21 protein-coding genes and 1 tRNA gene are annotated in these 18,144 nt (G+C 62.0%); 8 read left to right on the forward strand and 14 right to left on the reverse strand.

Annotated features, from left to right (window positions below; translation table 11 throughout):
• Positions 1–43: 43 nt before the first annotated feature.
• The 6 genes from L4923_RS04450 to L4923_RS04475 all read right to left on the reverse strand — a co-directional run bounded on the left by L4923_RS04450 (position 44) and on the right by L4923_RS04475 (position 4,099).
• Positions 44–460: a nuclear transport factor 2 family protein gene (locus L4923_RS04450; protein ID WP_239362346.1), complete on the reverse strand. Its 417-nt coding sequence runs from the start codon at positions 458–460 to the stop codon at positions 44–46.
• 61 nt (positions 461–521) lie between these two features.
• Positions 522–1,166: a carbonic anhydrase gene (locus tag L4923_RS04455; RefSeq protein WP_239362348.1), complete on the reverse strand. Its 645-nt coding sequence runs from the start codon at positions 1,164–1,166 to the stop codon at positions 522–524.
• A 133-nt stretch (positions 1,167–1,299) separates the two neighbouring features.
• The gene (locus L4923_RS04460; protein ID WP_275448247.1) at positions 1,300–2,061 is read right to left on the reverse strand and encodes a Stf0 family sulfotransferase; all 762 of its coding nucleotides are present in this window, start codon (positions 2,059–2,061) and stop codon (positions 1,300–1,302) included.
• Positions 2,062–2,203: 142 nt separating this feature from the next.
• Positions 2,204–2,983, reverse strand: a complete 780-nt coding sequence (locus L4923_RS04465) for a DUF429 domain-containing protein (RefSeq protein WP_239362353.1) — start codon at positions 2,981–2,983, stop codon at positions 2,204–2,206.
• Positions 2,980–3,864 (reverse strand): pyridoxal kinase PdxY, encoded by an 885-nt coding sequence (gene pdxY, locus L4923_RS04470; RefSeq protein WP_239362355.1) that lies wholly within the window; start codon positions 3,862–3,864, stop codon positions 2,980–2,982. The genes L4923_RS04465 and pdxY overlap by 4 nt, the downstream gene beginning before the upstream one ends.
• A gap of 7 nt (positions 3,865–3,871) precedes the next feature.
• Complete coding sequence (locus L4923_RS04475; RefSeq protein WP_239362356.1) at positions 3,872–4,099, reverse strand: hypothetical protein; 228 nt, start codon at positions 4,097–4,099, stop codon at positions 3,872–3,874.
• Positions 4,100–4,267: 168 nt separating this feature from the next.
• On the opposite strand from L4923_RS04475, the gene L4923_RS04480 reads away from it, so the two are divergent.
• The 5 genes from L4923_RS04480 (at position 4,268) to ppa (ending at position 8,013) form a co-directional block, all read left to right on the forward strand.
• Complete coding sequence (locus L4923_RS04480) at positions 4,268–4,915, forward strand: LemA family protein (protein ID WP_239362357.1); 648 nt, start codon at positions 4,268–4,270, stop codon at positions 4,913–4,915.
• A 111-nt stretch (positions 4,916–5,026) separates the two neighbouring features.
• Positions 5,027–5,839 (forward strand): TPM domain-containing protein, encoded by an 813-nt coding sequence (locus tag L4923_RS04485; RefSeq protein ID WP_239362481.1) that lies wholly within the window; start codon positions 5,027–5,029, stop codon positions 5,837–5,839.
• Positions 5,840–5,841: 2 nt separating this feature from the next.
• Complete coding sequence (locus L4923_RS04490) at positions 5,842–6,480, forward strand: TPM domain-containing protein (protein WP_239362358.1); 639 nt, start codon at positions 5,842–5,844, stop codon at positions 6,478–6,480.
• Between the two features lie 295 nt (positions 6,481–6,775).
• On the forward strand, positions 6,776–7,282 hold the full coding sequence (locus L4923_RS04495) for a GNAT family N-acetyltransferase (protein WP_239362359.1): 507 nt from the start codon (positions 6,776–6,778) through the stop codon (positions 7,280–7,282).
• Positions 7,283–7,476: 194 nt separating this feature from the next.
• Positions 7,477–8,013 (forward strand): inorganic diphosphatase, encoded by a 537-nt coding sequence (gene ppa / locus L4923_RS04500; RefSeq protein WP_054310325.1) that lies wholly within the window; start codon positions 7,477–7,479, stop codon positions 8,011–8,013.
• A 51-nt stretch (positions 8,014–8,064) separates the two neighbouring features.
• On the opposite strand, the gene L4923_RS04505 is transcribed toward ppa, so the two are convergent.
• The 3 genes from L4923_RS04505 to L4923_RS04515 are packed head-to-tail and all read right to left on the reverse strand — an operon-like array spanning position 8,065 to position 9,315.
• The gene (locus L4923_RS04505; RefSeq protein WP_239362360.1) at positions 8,065–8,652 is read right to left on the reverse strand and encodes a hypothetical protein; all 588 of its coding nucleotides are present in this window, start codon (positions 8,650–8,652) and stop codon (positions 8,065–8,067) included.
• Positions 8,653–8,704: 52 nt separating this feature from the next.
• The gene (locus L4923_RS04510) at positions 8,705–9,016 is read right to left on the reverse strand and encodes a DUF167 family protein (RefSeq protein ID WP_239362361.1); all 312 of its coding nucleotides are present in this window, start codon (positions 9,014–9,016) and stop codon (positions 8,705–8,707) included.
• An 8-nt stretch (positions 9,017–9,024) separates the two neighbouring features.
• Complete coding sequence (locus tag L4923_RS04515) at positions 9,025–9,315, reverse strand: YggT family protein (protein WP_239362362.1); 291 nt, start codon at positions 9,313–9,315, stop codon at positions 9,025–9,027.
• A gap of 243 nt (positions 9,316–9,558) precedes the next feature.
• Here L4923_RS04515 and L4923_RS04520 point away from each other — a divergent pair.
• Positions 9,559–9,634: transfer RNA gene (locus L4923_RS04520), tRNA-Ala, on the forward strand.
• A 12-nt stretch (positions 9,635–9,646) separates the two neighbouring features.
• On the opposite strand, the gene L4923_RS04525 is transcribed toward L4923_RS04520, so the two are convergent.
• Entirely contained in the window at positions 9,647–11,716 is a 2,070-nt protein-coding gene (locus tag L4923_RS04525; protein WP_239362364.1) for a 3-hydroxyacyl-CoA dehydrogenase NAD-binding domain-containing protein, read from the reverse strand.
• Between the two features lie 77 nt (positions 11,717–11,793).
• On the opposite strand from L4923_RS04525, the gene L4923_RS04530 reads away from it, so the two are divergent.
• Positions 11,794–12,432, forward strand: coding sequence for a TetR/AcrR family transcriptional regulator (locus L4923_RS04530; protein WP_239362366.1), 639 nt, complete (start codon positions 11,794–11,796; stop codon positions 12,430–12,432).
• Positions 12,433–12,626: 194 nt separating this feature from the next.
• Positions 12,627–13,868 (forward strand): MFS transporter, encoded by a 1,242-nt coding sequence (locus tag L4923_RS04535; RefSeq protein WP_239362367.1) that lies wholly within the window; start codon positions 12,627–12,629, stop codon positions 13,866–13,868.
• Between the two features lie 12 nt (positions 13,869–13,880).
• On the opposite strand, the gene L4923_RS04540 is transcribed toward L4923_RS04535, so the two are convergent.
• From L4923_RS04540 to L4923_RS04555, 4 genes are read right to left on the reverse strand one after another with little or no spacing between them, the layout of a single operon-like run.
• Entirely contained in the window at positions 13,881–14,594 is a 714-nt protein-coding gene (locus L4923_RS04540; protein WP_239362368.1) for a glutamine amidotransferase, read from the reverse strand.
• 16 nt (positions 14,595–14,610) lie between these two features.
• Positions 14,611–15,093, reverse strand: coding sequence for a tellurite resistance TerB family protein (locus L4923_RS04545; protein ID WP_239362369.1), 483 nt, complete (start codon positions 15,091–15,093; stop codon positions 14,611–14,613).
• Between the two features lie 45 nt (positions 15,094–15,138).
• On the reverse strand, positions 15,139–16,683 hold the full coding sequence (locus L4923_RS04550; RefSeq protein ID WP_239362370.1) for a heme biosynthesis protein HemY: 1,545 nt from the start codon (positions 16,681–16,683) through the stop codon (positions 15,139–15,141).
• Positions 16,684–16,687: 4 nt separating this feature from the next.
• Positions 16,688–18,076: a COG4223 family protein gene (locus L4923_RS04555; RefSeq protein WP_239362371.1), complete on the reverse strand. Its 1,389-nt coding sequence runs from the start codon at positions 18,074–18,076 to the stop codon at positions 16,688–16,690.
• Between the last annotated feature and the right edge of the window lie 68 nt (positions 18,077–18,144).

Consider the following 18,144-nt stretch of genomic DNA (forward strand, 5'->3'; position numbering starts at 1 on the left):
CCGGCACTGGATAGCCAGCGATGAAGAGCCCTGCGCAGATTTGCTAGAAGCCGTCGCAATTTTCCGCGATGGTCGCTTGCGAGGATGCAGTGATGCGTTCGTCGGTCAGTGCGAAAACCTCTCTTGTCATAAGATCGTTGCCGGGAAAGTCGTAACAGACCACCACGGTGACTAGGCCATTGTCGGCACTCTCGATGCGATGCCGGATGTTGGCGCCAGCCACCGCGCCCTTCCATTCGTCCATCGAAGCAAGGAACTGCTGCTTGTTCTGTTCGGTATCGACATCCTGCAGCCGGATGCGGGCATCATCGGCCAGCATGTCGGAAAGACTGCCGCGGTCAGCCACCAGCAGTGCGGAATACCAGCGACCAATGACAGCATGGTCCTCAGCCCGCGCAGAATCCAGCGTCAGGGCGAAAATGATCACCGCATAGAGTTTCGACGAGCCGACAACAGGCACAACGCGATACCTCCCCCATACAACCTAAGCCTGTATGGAGAAGAAGTGAAGGTTGTTATCTTCAGCTGACGTCCGGCCGCTCGAAGTCGCCGGTTTCGTTGTTCATCGCCCACAATTCACCGGTGGAGATGTCGAACCAGGCGCCGTGCAAGGTGAGCTTTCCCTTCCCCTCGAGAATCTTGACGCAGGGGAAAGTGCGCAGATTGGCAATGGAGTACCGGATGGAGATGCGCTCCAGCGCCGTCTGCCGTTCGCCAGTCGTCATCATGGTCGAAGCCGAGACCGCTTCGGCAGCGGGCGCGATCAGGCTCATCCACTTGCCGATGAAATCGCCCGGAGAAAGCGGAGCCGAGTTTGTGTCGAGCGCGGCGCGAATGCCGCCGCAGCGCCCATGGCCCATGACGACGATATTCTTGACCTTCAGGCTCTGCACCGCGAATTCGAGAGCTGCCGAGGTCGAATGATACTCGCCATCCGGGGCGTAGGGCGGTACCAGATTGGCGACGTTGCGCAGCACGAACAGTTCGCCGGGGCCGGCATTGAAGATCACTTCGGGCGCCGCTCTCGAATCGCAACAGGCTACGATCATCGTCTCCGGAGCCTGGCCCTCTCGCGCCAGTGACCTATAGTGGTCAGCCTCGGCCACATAGCGGCCGGTGATGAAGTTGCGATAGCCGGTGAGGAGATGTTCTGGGAGATGCGGCATCTGGCGGCAGTGACCTTTCCAGGCTGGACGGCAGCGGCTCACTTGAGCCGCGCATGCACTAACGGCAAAACCGGGCTGCGATCAATTGGAAATCGTCATGGCCGGATGGCACAAGCTATCCGTCGATCCCCGCTCAAAGGGATTGCAGCGACTCTTCCCTGTAGCGTGCCACCCAATCACCGCTTGTCCCGTCGGCCAGTTTTGCCGTCCTGATCGTGGTGGCATTGGCGATCTGCGGGTCTCTGCCAAGCGCTGACAAAACATTCGCCAGGTCAAGCCGAGGGTTGGCAGACATTGTCTCATAGGTAAGGCGCAGCGGCTCGATGGCGCGTGATTGGAAGAAGTCAGTCCAAGAAGCGTCGTCTTCTTCCAACTCCTTCAAGACCTGCCGGATACGATCGGCATCATAGGCGATCGGCTGCAGGACTTCGCCACCTTCGAGAACCGAGCCATCGCTGCCCATGTGCCAGAGGCCACTTTGCTGGGCACGGATCAACGAAACGGCCTGGGCAACCTTATCGACGCGAGAGAGATAGATGTAGAGTGTCTTTCCGAAGGTCTCTTCCAGTCTTGCGGCGACATCTGCCTTGCCGCCGGCAATGTTATCCAGTCGCCGCGAAGCTTCAGAAACGCTGACCCACATAAGGCGAAGGCCGAAGATGCCGGTCTCATTCGCACCGGCTCGCCGCATCGCGGCGACATAAGCCCTGTCGAATTGCACATCATCGGAAGCTTGTTGCGGTGCCACACCCCAATCCTGTGCCCACTCCGCGATATCTTGCTGCCGGAAATAGGAATGGGGGCAGCCGGCCACGCCCGTCTCGGTCAGCATGCTGCACAAAAGCGTGCTGCCGGAGCGGGGTGTTGCGCAAATTATGTAGGAGGAATACGACATTGCAGACACCTGTCCTCGGAAACACCGCGACGCTCAAGCATGAAGGGAACCAGCTTCTTCGCATGGTCTGCGATAAAGGTCCCGATGATCGCTCTGCAATGGTTTGAACCGCCGCTTGCCATCACCTTCCGATCGCACCGGATCAAACGTGGATCGCAACCGGAATGCCCAGTCCATCGATCAGCGGCGGATTTGGATAAGGAACCGCTTCGCCCCGCGCGATCCGGCCGGCGATGAGGAGCATGGCGGCTGCATCGAGGAAATCATCCGCAGCCGCACCCTTCGACGGCGTCTGGTCGAGAAAGGCGCGTTCGTAACCCTGGCGCGCGAGCAGAGCACGCCGCTCTTCCATGCCGGCCGGGTTGACCACACCCTTGATCTTCTTTGGGAAGGTCATCGCATGGCCGCCGTTGAGGCGCCAGAATGCCACTTCCGGATGCGATTCGAAGATGCGGTCGCGCAGATCCGGCCGTGCGGTCAGCAATTCATCGATCTCGCGGATCTTGGCAAAGATGCCGAAGGCCTGGATGGAAACGCCACGCGGCGGGTTGGATGTGGTTGCAGCGACGGCGCTCGCATGCCGATGCGCTTCATACCAGGCCTCCACGGTGCTGAACGCCGCCGTGTCGGCATAGACAGCCGCGCGGGACGGGATCGCGAAAACACTGGATTGTCGCTCTCCAAGCAGCGGGCGCACCAAGGCCTCGGGTCCGCGCCCGCCTCTGGCCGAAACCGCCGGCAGGCCGATCGGCATGTCGACCGCCACGATGGCATCCGATGGCAAGGCCGCGACGATATCCTGGAAAGCGGCGTAAACAGCGACGCTCGGATATCCGCCTGGGTCCTGCCGCACCGCGATCCAGCCAGCCTTGCAGCCATCGACCCCAGCCAGGGTAACGCTGGCTGCGTTGTTGCCCGTCACGCCGTGCGACCTCGGCTTGGATGGGTGAGATGGCGCATCTGCACCATGGCCATCGGCTGCGACAGGCTTTGCGCGTCGGTTTCAAGCTGCAGCTCGTCACCACCGCGTTTTGCCGTGCGGGCAAGGATTTCATAGACTGCCGCCGTGGTCGACTGCAGCGCCTTGGCCGGTGGCTGGCCGGAAAGCGTGCGCGCCAGGAAGACCGCCCCGGTGAGGTCGCCGAGACCATTGGGCGGCCTATCGATCAGGCGGTGTTCAGCCAGCAGCACCTGGCTGGAATCGAGCAGGAGATTGCCGGTGCTGCCTGACATCATCGCAGGCGCGGACGTCACAAGCATGGTTGCCGGACCGGCGTCCAGCGCGGCCGCGGTGGTCGATTTCAAATCCGGCAGGTCGGCGCCTGCCATCCAGGCGAGTTCATAGCGGTTCGGCGTTGCGATGTCGGCCAAGGGCATCAGCCGGTCGCGTAAAGCCTTGGCGGTCGCCTCCGGCACATAGAGCCCGCCGGAATCGCCCATCACCGGATCGCAAACATAGAGCGCACCGGGATTCCTGGCTTTCACCGCGCCAACCAGGTCGGCAATCGCATCCGCCTGGCTCGCCTCTCCGAGATATCCGGAAAGGACAGCACCGACCTCGCCGAGCCAGGGCGCGCGTGCCAGATCGGCCATCAGCGCCGCAAACTGTTCCGCAGGCGGAACGATCCTTGTCGCGCGGCCGTGCCCGGGATGCCAGGGCAGGATCACGGTCGGCACCGCCCAGACCGGGAAGCCGAGCGTTTCCAAGGCGAAAACGGCCGCGCGGTTGCCCACCGAACCGCGGGCGACATGGCTGGACACGACGATGACGGCGCGCGGCGCCTCGGACTGGCTGGTGCTCATGATGGTCCTATAGATGGCGGGCGATGTAATAACCGACGGCGATCATCATCGCGATCGCCAGGACGAGGCCGAGCACGCGGCCGATGCGCGTACCCCAATATTCAATCGGATCGAAGTCACCCTGGTCATCCCCGTGCCGATCGGACGGCAAGCCACCGGGCTCGGTCTCGCGCGCGATCCGGTCTAGGATGCGGCGCGATTCGTGCTCGCTGTCCCTGTCGGCATGGCCTGCCATGAATTCTTCCTCTTTTCGCCGATCCTAAACTGATCCTCATTGCGGTTACAGGGCCTCGTTGATGACGAAGCTGCACCACGCCGCCCTTCGGCGAGGGTTCGCGCAAAGGCGTTTTCTCCAGCGATCTTTATGGTATTGCTTCGCTATCGAGCAAACGAGGGACCGCTCATGTACGCCCAGCGCCTGTCTTCGCTTCCCCGCAACCTGCCAGCTTTCCTTGTGATGGCACTTCTGCTGCCGCTGTTGTCTGCTTGCGGCTACAACACCATTCCGACGGCGGAAGAAAACGCCAAGGCAGCCTGGAGTGAGGTGCTGAACCAATATCAGCGTCGCGCGGATCTCATTCCGAACCTCGTCGAGACGGTGAAGGGTTACGCCGCTCATGAGAAGGACACGCTGGATGCCGTGGTCGAAGCGCGTGCTAAGGCCACACAGGTGACGGTAACGCCCGAGACGCTCCAGGACCCGGAAGCATTCAAGAAGTTCCAGGACAGCCAATCAGGCCTGACCAGCGCATTGTCACGGCTTCTTGCCATCACCGAAAACTATCCCGACCTCAAGGCCAATCAGAACTTCATCGCCTTGCAGGCTCAACTCGAAGGTACCGAAAACCGTATTGCCGTGGCGCGCCGTGACTACATCCAGGCGGTCAAGGACTACAATCTGACCCTCAGGACCTTCCCATCAGTGCTTTGGGCGACCTTCTGGTTCCGTTCCAACGAGCCGTTCCAGAACTTCACCATCGCCGAGGACAAGATGCAAACGCCGAAGGTCGATTTCGGCACCAACAAGACCACCACGGGACAGGGTGGCTAAGCGCCACCCTTCCTGAGCTGGACGGGCCGAACCTTGCGTCTTCTCCCGCTATCTCGCCGTTTGCCCGCGCTTGATATCCAGGCTGCGCCGTGGGTTGTTGCGGCAAAGTCGCTGCTGGCCGCCCTCTTCGCCGTGCTGCTTGCCGGCATGGCATTGGCCCAAGACCTGCCGGCCTTGACCGGTCGCGTCGTCGACAATGCCGGCATGATCGACCCGGCAACGAAGGCGGCTCTCGAGCAGAAACTCGCCGATTTCGAGAAGAAGGGATCGGACCAGATCGTCGTTGCGACCATCGACAGTCTTGGCGGCGAGGAGATCGAACCCTATGCCAACCGGCTTTTCCGGGCCTGGAGGCTTGGCCAGGCCAGCGACAACAACGGCGTGCTGCTGCTCGTCGCCAAGAACGACCGCAAGATGCGCATCGAGGTCGGCTACGGGCTCGAGGGCACGCTGACCGATCTGCACACCAAGCTGATCATTGAGAACGACATGGTGCCGGCCTTTCGCGGCGGCGACTTCGCCGGTGGCATCACCAAGGCTGTCGATGACATGATCATGGTGCTGGAAGGCAATCCGGAAGAACTTGAAGCGCGCGGCAAGCGCCACCAGCAGAACAGTTTCAGCGAATACGACGCCGAACAGCTGATGTTCGCGCTGTTCATCACCATCTGGGCAGTCCTGTTCTTCGGCGGCTTTGCCATGGCGATCCTGCCGCCGATCTTCGGCACCAAGATCGGCCCGGGCCGCTACCGCTGGCTGGGCATGACCTTCGACACCAACAGGCGCTCATCCGGCGACGGCGGCGGATGGTCGTCAGGCGGCGGGGGCTGGTCCGGCGGTGGGGGCGGATGGTCGTCGGGCGGTGGCGGTTTTTCAGGTGGCGGCGGTTCGTCAGGCGGCGGCGGTTCCTCGGGGAGTTGGTGACGATGACGACACGCACGCTCACCCAGGCCGACCATGAGCGCGTTACGGAGGCGATCCGCGACGCGGAACAAAGCACCGGCGGCGAGATCTACTGCGTGGTGGCACGCTCGAGCGACGGCTACTTCTTCCAGGCCGCCTTTACGGCAACGCTTGCCTCTTTGGCCGTCAGCATCGCCTTCGCCTATGTGCTGGAGGCACTGTGGCTGACCGTGCGCCTGCCGCATTTCCTCATCGTACAGGCAGTGGCTGCGATCAGCCTGTTCATCCTTTTGTGGCTGGCGCCGCGGCTGCGCATCCATTTCGTGCCACGCCGCCAGCGCTACAAGGCCGCGCACGCCAATGCGATGAAGCAATTCCTTGCCCGTAACGTGCATCGCACCGCTGCGCGGACCGGCGTGCTGATCTTCGTCTCGATCGCCGAACGTTATGCCGAGGTGGTTGCCGACAGCGGTATCGATGCCAAGGTTGGCCAGCATGTCTGGGACGGCGTGGTACGCGACCTTACCCGTCATGCCGGCGACGATCGCCTGGCCGACGGTTTCGTCAATGCCATCGGCACCGTCGGTGCTGTGCTGGCAGAACATTTCCCGGTCGAGGAAAGCGATGTCAACGAACTAGACGACCATCTCGTCGAGATCTGACATGTCGTGCTGCGCAACGGTTTTTGTGTGACGACCGGCGCAAAATCAAAACCTGGTGCGGAGCGCACCGAAGCTGAAAACCCGCAATGCCCATTCGAACATTTCTGTTTTCCACGGAAACGCGGAAACGCTCTAACCCTTTGTGATGACACAAATCCGGGCGGAAGCCGCTACGCATCCACTGGATCTGCTCTGGGTCGTTCTCGCCCTTTGCCATGGCTCGGCATTTTTCGCTTGTGCGAAATCGAGTCAGACTCTTTGCAAGCCCTGCAACCGGGTCTATGGTTAACAAACCATGAACACGTTGACCATCGACATCCGAGGGGCAGAGCCGCGCGACGGGGCTGCGATTGCTGATGTCCATCTCGAGGCCTGGCGCGGCGCCTATAGCGGCATCATCCCGCACAAAACGTTGACCGCGATGATCAACCGTCGCGGTTCCGACTGGTGGGCCAATGCCATTCGCCGCTCGGCCACGGTGCTGGTGGTGGAGATCGGCGGGACAATCGCGGGCTACGCGACGGTCGGCCGCAACCGGGCCCGCGAGTTGCGCCAGCAGGGCGAAATCTACGAGCTTTACCTGCGTCCCGAATACCAGGGCATCGGCCTCGGCCGCAGGCTGTTTTCGGCCGCACGCCGCAAACTCGCCGACCATGGCCTCAGCGGGCTCGTGGTATGGGCATTGGAAGAGAACCAGAACGCACTCGCATTCTATGCTGGCGAGGGCGGCCGGGATGTCGCCGAAGGTGTCGAGATCTTCGAGCAGAAAGCGCTGAAGAAAGTCGCTTTCGTCTGGGATTGATCCTGTCGGCACAGCCTTCGGTCGTCCCCCTAGGCACGCATTGCCGCATTGCACAAAGCCGTTTCGCCGGTTATTCGGGGCGCGATTGAAGAAACCATGCGCCCGAAACGCGTGTGGTTTTCGGCAAGCCAGTCCATCCAGCGTGTCTTGACGATAAATACCTGCTCAGGACAGCGCCAAAGAGAGGGTAATCCATGCGTATCGAGGCGATATCCATCGGCAAGAATCCGCCGGAAGACGTCAACGTCATCATCGAAGTCGCCGTCGGCGGCGAGCCGATCAAATACGAGATGGATAAGGAAGCCGGCACGCTGTTCGTCGACCGCTTCCTCTACACGCCGATGCGCTATCCCGGCAATTACGGCTTCGTGCCGCACACGCTTTCGGGCGACGGCGACCCGATCGACGTGCTGGTTTGCAACACGCGCGAACTGGTGCCGGGCTGCGTCATCAATGTGCGCCCGATCGGCGTTCTGATCATGGAAGACAATGCCGGACAGGACGAAAAAGTGATCGCGGTGCCGTCGTCGCACATCACCAAGCGCTACGAGAAGGTGTTCGACTACACAGACATGCCGGAGATCACCCTCAAGCAGATCGAACATTTCTTCGAGCACTACAAGGATCTCGAACCCGGCAAATGGGTGAAGATCGGCGGCTGGCACGATGCCGCCTATGCCAAGAAGATGATCGTCGAAGCGATCGAACGCGCCAAGGCAGCCAAGAAGTAAGCAGCGCTTTTGAGTTTGAGGTGCCGGCGGCCAGCGGGCCAGCCGGCACTTTCAATTGTCGACTCGGCCAAAGGCCGGGACGTCTCCGACAGTGATGCGCTTGTCCTTGCCGCAGGTGAAGGCGCGCACTTTTTCATCGGCTATCTTGCGGGCTTCCTCATTGGCGTTGGGACTGCCGGCGGCCACGAGGGCTACCGTACAACCTTGGCGGCCCTCCATCTGGGCGACCTTCGCCACCACCAGCACATCGGTCTTTTTCGTGCCGTCGTCGCCGCTGCTGACGGAGCGCCGATGGATGGCTGCAAACGGAACCGAGACATCCCCGCTTGTCTCCACCCGCCATTCCACCTTCGGCCCGGCGCTGTTGAAGCCGACGAAGCTCTCCCAGCTGGTCGTCATGTCTACAGGCGGAAAACCATAGAATACCGACTCGCGCGCGTCGTCATAGGTCAGCAGTACCGGATAACCGCGATAGCCCGAGCAGGAGAGGTCGGCCCAGTCTCCATCGTTTTCACCGGCCTTCGCATAGGTCAGGCAATCCTTGTCTGTGACGAGGTCGGTGTAAGCGCTGGAGATTTCGCCTGCCGATGCATCGCCGCAGAAAGAGGCGAGAAGAAGGGGTATGAGAATGCTGCGCATGACGACCTCCGGCTGACGGATGCCGCACCTTATCGTCAAACACCGGCAGCGCCTATGCCGCCAAGCTCGACGCCTTCTGCGCAAGCTCGGCCGGATCGCCGGTCACACGCAACGTCTTCAGCCGGGCCGTGCCGCCGGTCACGACCGCCACGGATGAGGCCGGCACGGCGAGCGCCTTGCCAACAAGCTTTTCCAGGGCAGCGTTGGCAGCGCCCTTTTCCGGAACGGCACGGACACGGGCTTTGAGATAACAACGGCCGTCGGCAGCCGTCTCGACACCATACAGCGCATCCGACGCCGCTTTCGGCGTCAATCGTACGAAAAGATCGATGCCGCCCGGGCGCAGGCGAAAGATTGCGCCCATGGCTGCACTCACACGAGTGCTGGAGCAACGGTCGTGAGGATGAACTGGCGCAGGAAGAACAGGATCAGCAAAAGGATGATCGGCGAGATGTCGATACCGCCGAGGTCTGGCAGGATACGACGAATGGGCCGGAGTGCCGGTTCGGTCAGCCGGAAGAGCGCATTGCCGATCGTGCCAACGACCTGATTGCGTGGGTTGACGACATTGAAGGCGTAGAGCCAGGAAAAGACGGCCGATGCGATGATGATCCACCAATAGAGGTCAAGCGCCAGAACGACGGTTTGAATGAGGGCGATCATGCAGGTCTCCAAGTGTTGCCGACATTTAGCCATTGCGCATTGATGCGGCAAGAGCCGGGCGAGCTTATGGCCGATTTCCGGAATTTCCAGCTCCGGCTCACGTCTCGAAAACCTTATCTAGCCAAACCTTGGCAACGGCTTCGAAGATCGAGGGCCATATCGCCGCGGCAACGGCGGGTTAGCGCCCCAAAACCTCGCTTGACAGTGCAGCGCCTCGCCCCATAAATGCCCCATCCGCTGGACGGGGCTGTAGCTCAGCTGGGAGAGCGCGTCGTTCGCAATGACGAGGTCAGGGGTTCGATCCCCCTCAGCTCCACCAACGGAATTCCGATTACCCTTCCGAAGCCTTTGCCTTCAGCCATTCCGACGGGTGGAACACGTCTTTGCCGGTCTTCTGGTGCCAGTATGCCAGACGCTCGACGATCGTCGCGAGCCCTTTCTGACGCGCCCAGAACATCGGCCCGCCTTTGCCAATCGGGAAACCATAGCCATTGACCCAGACAAGATCGACGTCGGATTCGCGCGCGGCAATGCCTTCTTCAAGGATGCGCGATCCTTCGTTGATCAATGGGTAGAGCGTGCGATCGATGATCTCTTCGGCTGAAATCGCACGCGGCGCAATGCCCAGTCGCTTCGCTTCATCGGCAATATGGCTGGCCAGCTCCGGATCAGACTGCGCCGTTCGTCCATCGGCATAGAGGTAGAAACCACGGCCGGTCTTCTGGCCGAAGCGCCCCTGCTCGCACAGCCAGTCGGCGATAAGCGCGGTCTTGCCCAGCGCCTTGCGGTTGCGCCAGCTGATGTCCAGCCCGGCGAGGTCCCACATCTGGAAAGGACCCATCGGCCAGCCGAAATCGGTGAATGCCTTGTCGACATCCGCAGGGCTGGCGCCCTCCAGGAGCAGGGCTTCGACATCGGCACCACGCGCCGTCAGCATGCGGTTGCCGACGAAGCCATGGCAGACGCCGACCACCACCGGCACTTTGCCGACGGTGCGGGCGAGGGACAGCAGCGTCACCAGCACATCCGGCGCCGTTTCCCTGCCGCGCACGATCTCCAGCAGCTTCATGATATTGGCCGGCGAAAAGAAATGCATGCCGGCGAAATCCTGCGGCCGGCTGACCGAGGCAGCCAGCGCATTGACATCGAGGTAGGACGTGTTGGTGGCGATGATCGCGCCCGGCTTCGCCACCTTGTCGATGGCTGCTAGCACCCCTTTCTTGACCACCATGTCCTCGAACACCGCTTCGATGATGAGGTCACATTCTGCCAGCGACGCGTAGTCGGTGGTGCCGGAGAGGCGCGCCATGCGCTCTGCCTTGGCAGCCTCGCTCAGCGAGCCGCGTGAAACCGAGATTGCATAGTTCTTCTCGATGCGCTCAAGCCCGCGCTGCAACGCATCTTCTGCCGCCTCGACCAGTGTGACTGGAATGCCGCCATTGGCGAAGGCCATGGCGATGCCGCCGCCCATGGTGCCGGCACCGATGATGCCGACCCGGTGGATCGGCCGCGGCTTCACCGACTTGTCGACGCCTTCCACCTTGGCGGCTTCGCGTTCGGCAAAGAACAGGTGCCGCTGCGCCTTCGATTGATCCGAGGCGACCAGCTCGACGAACAGCGTGCGTTCCGCAGCCAGGGCTTCATCGAACGGCAGCAGCACTGCGTTGCGTACCGCTTCCGTGCAGGCGACGGGCGCCCGCAAACCTTTGGCTTTGCCGACGATAGCCTTTATCCTTGCCTCCAGCTGTTCGCCATCGACAGCTTCAATCTTGTCACGCCGGAGACGCACGGAGCTGAACGGTCCGCCTTCCGCGGCTTTGACCGCAGCGAAAGCCGCAGCATCGGCAACCAGGCCATCGGTAGCGAGCGCATCGACGAGGCCTGCTTCCAGTGCCTCGGAGGCCGCAATCGGCGTGCCGGATGAGATCATATCCAAGGCCATCAGCGGGCCGATTAAAGCCGGCAGACGCACTGTGCCACCGGCGCCGGGCAGCAGGCCGAGCTTCACTTCAGGCAAGCCGAGCTTTGCCGCCTTGTCGGCGACCCGGAAATGACATCCGAGCGCCAGCTCCAGTCCGCCGCCCAAAGCCGTGCCGTGAATTGCAGCGACCGTTGGCTTTTCGATCGTCTCCAAAAGCGCGATCAAGGCGCGCAGATCCGGATCCTGCATCGGCTTGCCGAATTCGGTGATGTCAGCGCCGGCGATGAAGGTGCGGCCGGCGCAGGTGACAACGATGGCAGCCGTTGCTGCGTCGTCGCGCAGGCGGACAAGCGCGTCATGCAGCGGCTTTCGCACTGAGAACGACAGGGCGTTCACCGGCGGGTTGTCGATCGCGACGATCGCGACGCCGCCGCGATGTTCAACACTCACCTTGTTCTCGGATGACGCTGCTTCAGCCATGATCGCACCTCTTCCCAATTGCGCAGGCGGTACAGTTGATATTTACAAACCGGCTGGCCGGTAATAAAACTTGGGCCATGCCTCGTCAACGGTCCGATCAGGTCAAGACAGCGAAAGCTCCGGTCGGTCGCCCGCCGAGGATGCCGGCGCCGCGTGCAACCATCCTGGATGCTGCGGCAAAGCTGTTTGCCGCGCACGGTTTCGAAGGCGCCTCGCTGAACGATGTCGCGCAGGCCGTGGGTGTCACGAAAGCGGCGGTCTATCACTACTTCCCAACGAAGAAGGACATCTTCGACGAGATGATGGTGGACCTTCTGGAACGACAATATGTCGCTGTCGGTACGGAGGTAAATCTGGCGGAGAGCCCGCCGGAAAAGCTGAAGGCATTCATGCGGGCTCAGGCCGAATTCCTGGAAGCCAATCACGCCGCTTTCGTCGTCATGCTGCACGGCTTCGGCGGCATCGAAAAGAACCACTGGACGGAACAGCAGCTGGCGCTGCGCGATCGCTACGAGCAGCTGCTGCGCACACTGCTTGCCGACGGCAAGGCCAGCGGTGCCTTTGCCGTGGACGATGTCGCAACCGCTGCCCGCGCAGTGCTTTCATTGATGAACTGGATGGTGCGCTGGTTCCGGCCGGATGGCAAAACCCGTGCGGCCGACTTCGCCCTGCAATATTACAAGCTGATCGTTTCGGGCCTGAGGCCGAGAAGCTAGCTCGATAACATATGGTCGGGCTCGGTTGGCGTCTCGCTGGCGCTGAGCGGTTACGGAAGGCTCATCGCTGCAGGATGCGTCGCGAAATTTATGCGCGCGCAGGGCGGCAAATTGGGCTATAGCTCGCCCACCGGAACAGCGCCCATGGTGGAAGAGCCCCGCCGGCCTGTATCAATCGCCAAGGGCTGAATTCCATGTCCACCGAATCTCGACCGTCTCCGGATCAGCGTTATGCTGCCTTCCGCCATGCGGCCTTCCGTAACTATTGGGCCGCACGTTTCCTCATGACCTTCGCCACGCAGGTTGTTTCCGTGGCGGTCGGCTGGCAGATCTACGACCTCACCCGCGACCCATTCGACCTTGGCCTGGTCGGTATCGTGCAGTTCCTGCCCTCGCTGCTCTTGGTCCTGGTCACCGGCGTCGTCGCCGACCGCTTTGGTCGCCGCAGGATCATGGCACTGGCAACGCTGATGGAAGCTATTTGCGCAGTGGTTCTGCTGCTTTTGACCTGGCACGGGCTTTATTCGCCGCTGCCGGTCTTTGCCGTGCTTGTTCTGTTCGGCATTGCTCGCGCCTTCTTCGGTCCTGCTTCGGCCTCTTTGGTTGCCAACCTCGTGCCGCAGCAGGATTTCGCCAACGCCATCGCCTGGAACTCGTCGGCCTGGCAGACTGCCACCATCGTCGGTCCGGTGGCTGGTGGCCTGCTCTACGGCCTTTCGTCCGAAGCTGCCTATGGCACAGCTGGTCTGTTGATGCTCTTCGCACTTCTGCTGATTCTCGGCATTCCGAAACCCGCCCAGCGCAGCGAGACCGACAAACCCAGCCTGGAAAGCCTGTTCGCTGGCTTCCACTATATCTGGCGGGAGAAAGTCGTGCTGGGGGCGATTTCGCTCGATCTGGTTGCGGTGCTGCTTTCCGGCGCGACGGCACTGCTGCCCGTCTACGCGCGCGACATCCTCGACCTCGGCCCATGGGGGCTCGGACTGCTGCGTTCGGCGCCGGGCATCGGTGCACTTTGCGTGGCGGTCTGGCTGGCCGGCCATCCACTCCGTGACCATGCCGGTGCCGTAATGCTTTTCTTCGTTGCGGCGTTCGGGGCTTCGACGATCCTGTTCGGCGCATCCACCATCACCTGGCTTTCCATTCTCGCGCTTGCGCTGCTCGGCGCAACCGACATGGTTAGCGTCTACATTCGCGAGACGCTGATCCAGCTGTGGACGCCGGATGAGGTTCGCGGTCGCGTCAACGCCGTCAACCAGGTTTTCGTCGGGGCGTCGAACGAAGTCGGTGAATTCCGCGCCGGCACGATGGCGGCATTGATCGGCACGGTGCCGGCGGTGGTTATCGGTGGCGTGGGTGCGATTTTGGTCGCAGGCATCTGGGCTGGGCTTTTCCCGGATCTGCGCAAGGTGCGGCGCCTCGACAAGCGCGAATAGTCTGTGCGGTACTTACCGGACGATGGGACGGCCGAAGATCGTCTCTAGGAACTCGCCAAGCCAACGCTTGAGATGCATGTCCCAGATCAGCCGGCCGCCAAGATGATCGCGGCCGGGTTGGGCACCGGGCAGTTCGAAGCGGTGCGCGCCATGCACCACCCAGCGATGCATCATCATGCGGGTGAGTTCGCCGTGGAACTGGATGCCCCAAGCCTTGTCGCCATAGCGAAAGGCCTGGTTGGGATAAGTGTCGGAGGTCGCAAGCAGCGTTGCGTCCCTCGGCAGTGAAAAACCCTCGCGGTGGAAATGATAGACCATCTCCGGCCAGTGCATCAGCTTCTTGCCTTCCTCAGTGGCGTGCAGCGGATACCAGCCGATTTCAACCAGCCCTTCATGATGCCCATTGACCTTGCCGCCGAGATGATTGACCAGCATCTGCGCACCCAGACAGATGCCCAGCAGCGGCTTGTCCTCCTTGAGCGGCACCGCCAGCCAATCCGTTTCGCGTCGGATGAATTCCTCGTGATGATCGTTGGCGCTCATCGGACCGCCGAAGACGACGGCACCCGCATGATTGCTGAGCGTTTGTGGAAGCGGATCGCCAAGTGGTGGCCGGCGTACATCCAGATCGTAGCCTGCCTCGATCAGCATATGACCGACACGGCCAGGGCTGGAGTTCTCCTGATGCAGGACGATCAGGATTTGGGGCCGCTTACCTGATATCACGACAATGCGGCCCTGCTCATTCGTCGTTCGCGCGGCCTTTGGCTTCCGGAACCTCGGCCGCGGCCTTACGCCGAGCAGAGACCCGGTCGACACGTTCGACATCGAGCAGTTCCGCCACGCGCCAGACGGTATTGTCTTCGAGTTCGTGCAGTTCGCCGTCTGCGTAGACGATTTCCCACATCAGCCCGATAAAGGCTTTGCGCGCATCGGAATCGAGATGCCGCTTGAGAACGCTTGTGAAGGCATAGAGGTCGATGGCTTCACCATCGGCCTTTTCGCCGGCTTCCGCGAGCGCTTCCAGTTCCTGGCCTTCGACGGAGTAGGTCTCGGCCAGGATCACCTTGAAGCGCTCCCACTCGACATCCTGACGCACGCCGTCGGCACTCATGACGTGATAGAGCAAAGCTGCTGCCGCGACGCGCGGATCATCCGCCCTTGCATGGGGACGCGCGCCGGCAGTGGGCAATTCTTTCAGAAAAGACAGAACACGTTCGAACATAAGGATAATCTGGTCCTTTCCGGATCGCGATCAAGTCACAGCTTTTCAAAACAAACGGAAACGGCGCGGCTTCTCGGCCTCGTCCTCGGGCGTCACCCCGGGATCGTCAGGCTGATGCGGCACTGGCTCGTCGGCCACCGCAGTATTGGTTGCAATGGATCGATCTGGCGCGGCGGCGGTCTCCGCGCCATTGGAAGGAACCGTTTCGGCATCCAACACGACGACATCATCGTCACGTGCGGGTCCCTCCAACGAGGGCGGCACAACCTCCGGTACCGGCCTATTCGATTCGATGAGCTTGCCCGCGCGCTCCACCGGTCCACGCCACTCGAAGGCGTCGATTCGCCCGCTCACCGGTGAGATCGGCGCCCAGCGCTCGACAGTGATCCCATCGGCCGTCCAGGCGGCATCATGCGGCGCGCGCACCGCCTGCGAAAGCAGCTGGCGCACCTTGCCCAGGTTGCCGCCATCAGCCTCCTCGATATCGGCCAGAAGAAGATAGGCGCCTTCGCTGGGCTGCATGCGGATAGCCGCTTCGGCCTCCTGGCGGGCGAGCGCGAAATCCTGAGCGTCGAGTGCCGCACGCGCCACGGCAAGCGAGGATTCGGCGTGGTTCTTTTTCATCTCCTGCAGCTTGCGGGCGCGACCAAGCCGGTCGAGCACGGCATCCGCCGGCCTGGCATGGACGTAGAGATCGGCAAGGTCTGGATGCGGCTCTGCGCGCCATGCCGTTTCGAGGACCTTCGAGCCCTTGCGCAGGTCGTTCTGCTTGAACAACACCTTGGCCGCAACGATCGCCGTCGGCGCGAATTCCGGCAACAGCTTGTTCGCCTCCAACGCGGCCGCCTTGGCGGCGGCCTGGTCGTTGTCCATCAGCGCCTCTGCCTTGGCGGTCAAAAGCACGGCACGCCGCCGGTTGGCCGCATCACGCTCGGTTTGGCTCGATTTCTGCGCATCGGCCAGCCTGAGCGCACCGTCCCAATCGCCTCGCGCGGCCAGTTCCTCCATTGTCGCTTCGGCGGCCCATGCCAGCTGTGGCGCAACCGAAGCGGCACGCCCGGCGTAATGGCGGGCGGCGTTGCGGTCGCCCAGGCGCTCGGCTTCGAGATAGAGCCCACGCAAGCCGAGCAGCCGCATTTCGGGATCATCGAGCATGGCCTCGAACTTTTGGCGAGCGCCGTCGTGATCGCCTTCCAGCAACGACGCCTGCGCATCGAGAAGATTGATCAGCGGCTCCTGATCGGAGCGGATCAGCTTGATTGCTTCCTTGGTCTTGCGGCGCGCCAACACGCCGTCGCCGGCACCAGCCGCAATCATCCCGGTCGACAGCGCTTGATAGCCGCGGTCGCGACGGCGCACACGGAAGTGCCGGGCGATCGCATAGGGGCTGTTCCAGACCGACTTGAGCAGCCACCAGGTGATCATCACGGCAGCAACGACAGCGACGACTGCAACCGCCGCCACCATCAAGCTGACCTGGTACTGGTACCCGCCGAAGGTAACGACCATTTCGCCAGGCCGGTCGGCCAGCCAGGCGAAACCCAAACCGAGTGCAAAGATAATGGCGAGATAGAAGAGGATGCGGATCATCTCATCATCCCTTCATGGCGCCGGACACCAGCTCATTCACCGCCGCTTCCGCCTCTTGCCGAGCCCTGAGCTTAGCTGCGAAATCGGCACCGGCGGTTTTTGCGGTTTCCGGCAGCGTATCGAATTCGGAAAGCGCCCTGGCGTAGTCTCCCTGCTTCACCGCTACTTCCATACGCGCCACGGTTTCAGGCGCACCTTTTCCTTCGACGGCACCGATAGGACGTACCTTTACAAGCGATTCGGCGCTGGTCAGCAGCCGCTGCAATATGCCTTGGTCAGGATCGACCGGCGTTGCTGCCGAGACCATCGCGTTGGCGGCATCGTCGACACCGGTTGTGATGTCGACGCGGGTCGGAATGCCTTTTTCGGCAAAGGGCCGCAAGATCGCTATCTGCGGTGCATCGGGCCGCACGGCTGCGAACGTATCCAGTTCCGCGGTAAAGGGCGCGCCGCGATCCAGCGCAGCCTTTAGAGCGGAAGCAGCTATGGCCAGCGCGATCTTGGGTTGCGAAGCCTGGGCATCGACTTTGCCGGCAAGCTGCGAGGCTTGTTGCTCGACGGTGCTGAGACGACCTTCCAGTGCGGCCGTGCCTTGTTGTGCAGATTGCATCTGCGTATCCAGGGCGGTGAGCTTGCTGTTCAGCGGTCCGAGATCTACGGCCGCCGTGCCGCTTTCGTTACGCAAGGCAGCGAGTGCCGTTTCGAGCTCGGCAATCTTGTCCGAAAGCGCCTTCACCTGCCCTTCGCCAGGGCCGGCAGTCACCGGTGCTGCCTTCAGCGCGGCGACATCGGCCTTCACCTGGTCGAGGGTTGCGGCAAGCTGCGTCGAAACGTCCGAAACGGGGCTCGACTTGAGCGCAGCCACCTCGCTTTTGAGCGCCGCAATTTCCCCGTTCGAAGCTGTATCGGAAGAACCGACCAGCCCGGCCGCCTGCAGAATGCCAGCTGCGGCGAGCGCCACGACGCCGCCGATCACGCCGGCGGCAAGCGTGCCGATCCCGCCACGTTTCGGTTCGGCAGGCTGACCGTTCATGAAGCCCCCGCTCGTCTCGCTCTCGCCGGTCTTTGCTGCTTCCGGAGCGGTTTTCGGCCCTATCGCCTCAGCTCGAGGTTGGTCATGGCTTTCGCCGAAATCATAATCGAAACCGTGGGATTGAGGAGCTTTCTCATCGGCGGTCGCGGGCTGAGGGGCGGATTCGGAAGCTTCTGTCGGCGCTTCCTTCGGCGAATCCGATCGCGCCACTGCCGCCTGCGTGCCCACAACCTCTTCCGGTTGCCCCCCATTGTCCGGACGATCTCTTCCCTCCACCCGCGAAACATCGGTGGGATCGAGATCGATCGTCATCGGTTCGCGACGGCTCCTGGAATGGCGCGTCTTGGGCGTCTTGACCATGCTTCGGCTCCCAAAATGGTTCGGACCGTCAGGCGGCAGGCTAAAACGGTCTACCACACCTCCAAGCT

The organism is Terribium retamae (assembly GCF_022347545.1).
Taxonomy (GTDB): domain Bacteria; phylum Pseudomonadota; class Alphaproteobacteria; order Rhizobiales; family Rhizobiaceae; genus Mesorhizobium; species Mesorhizobium retamae.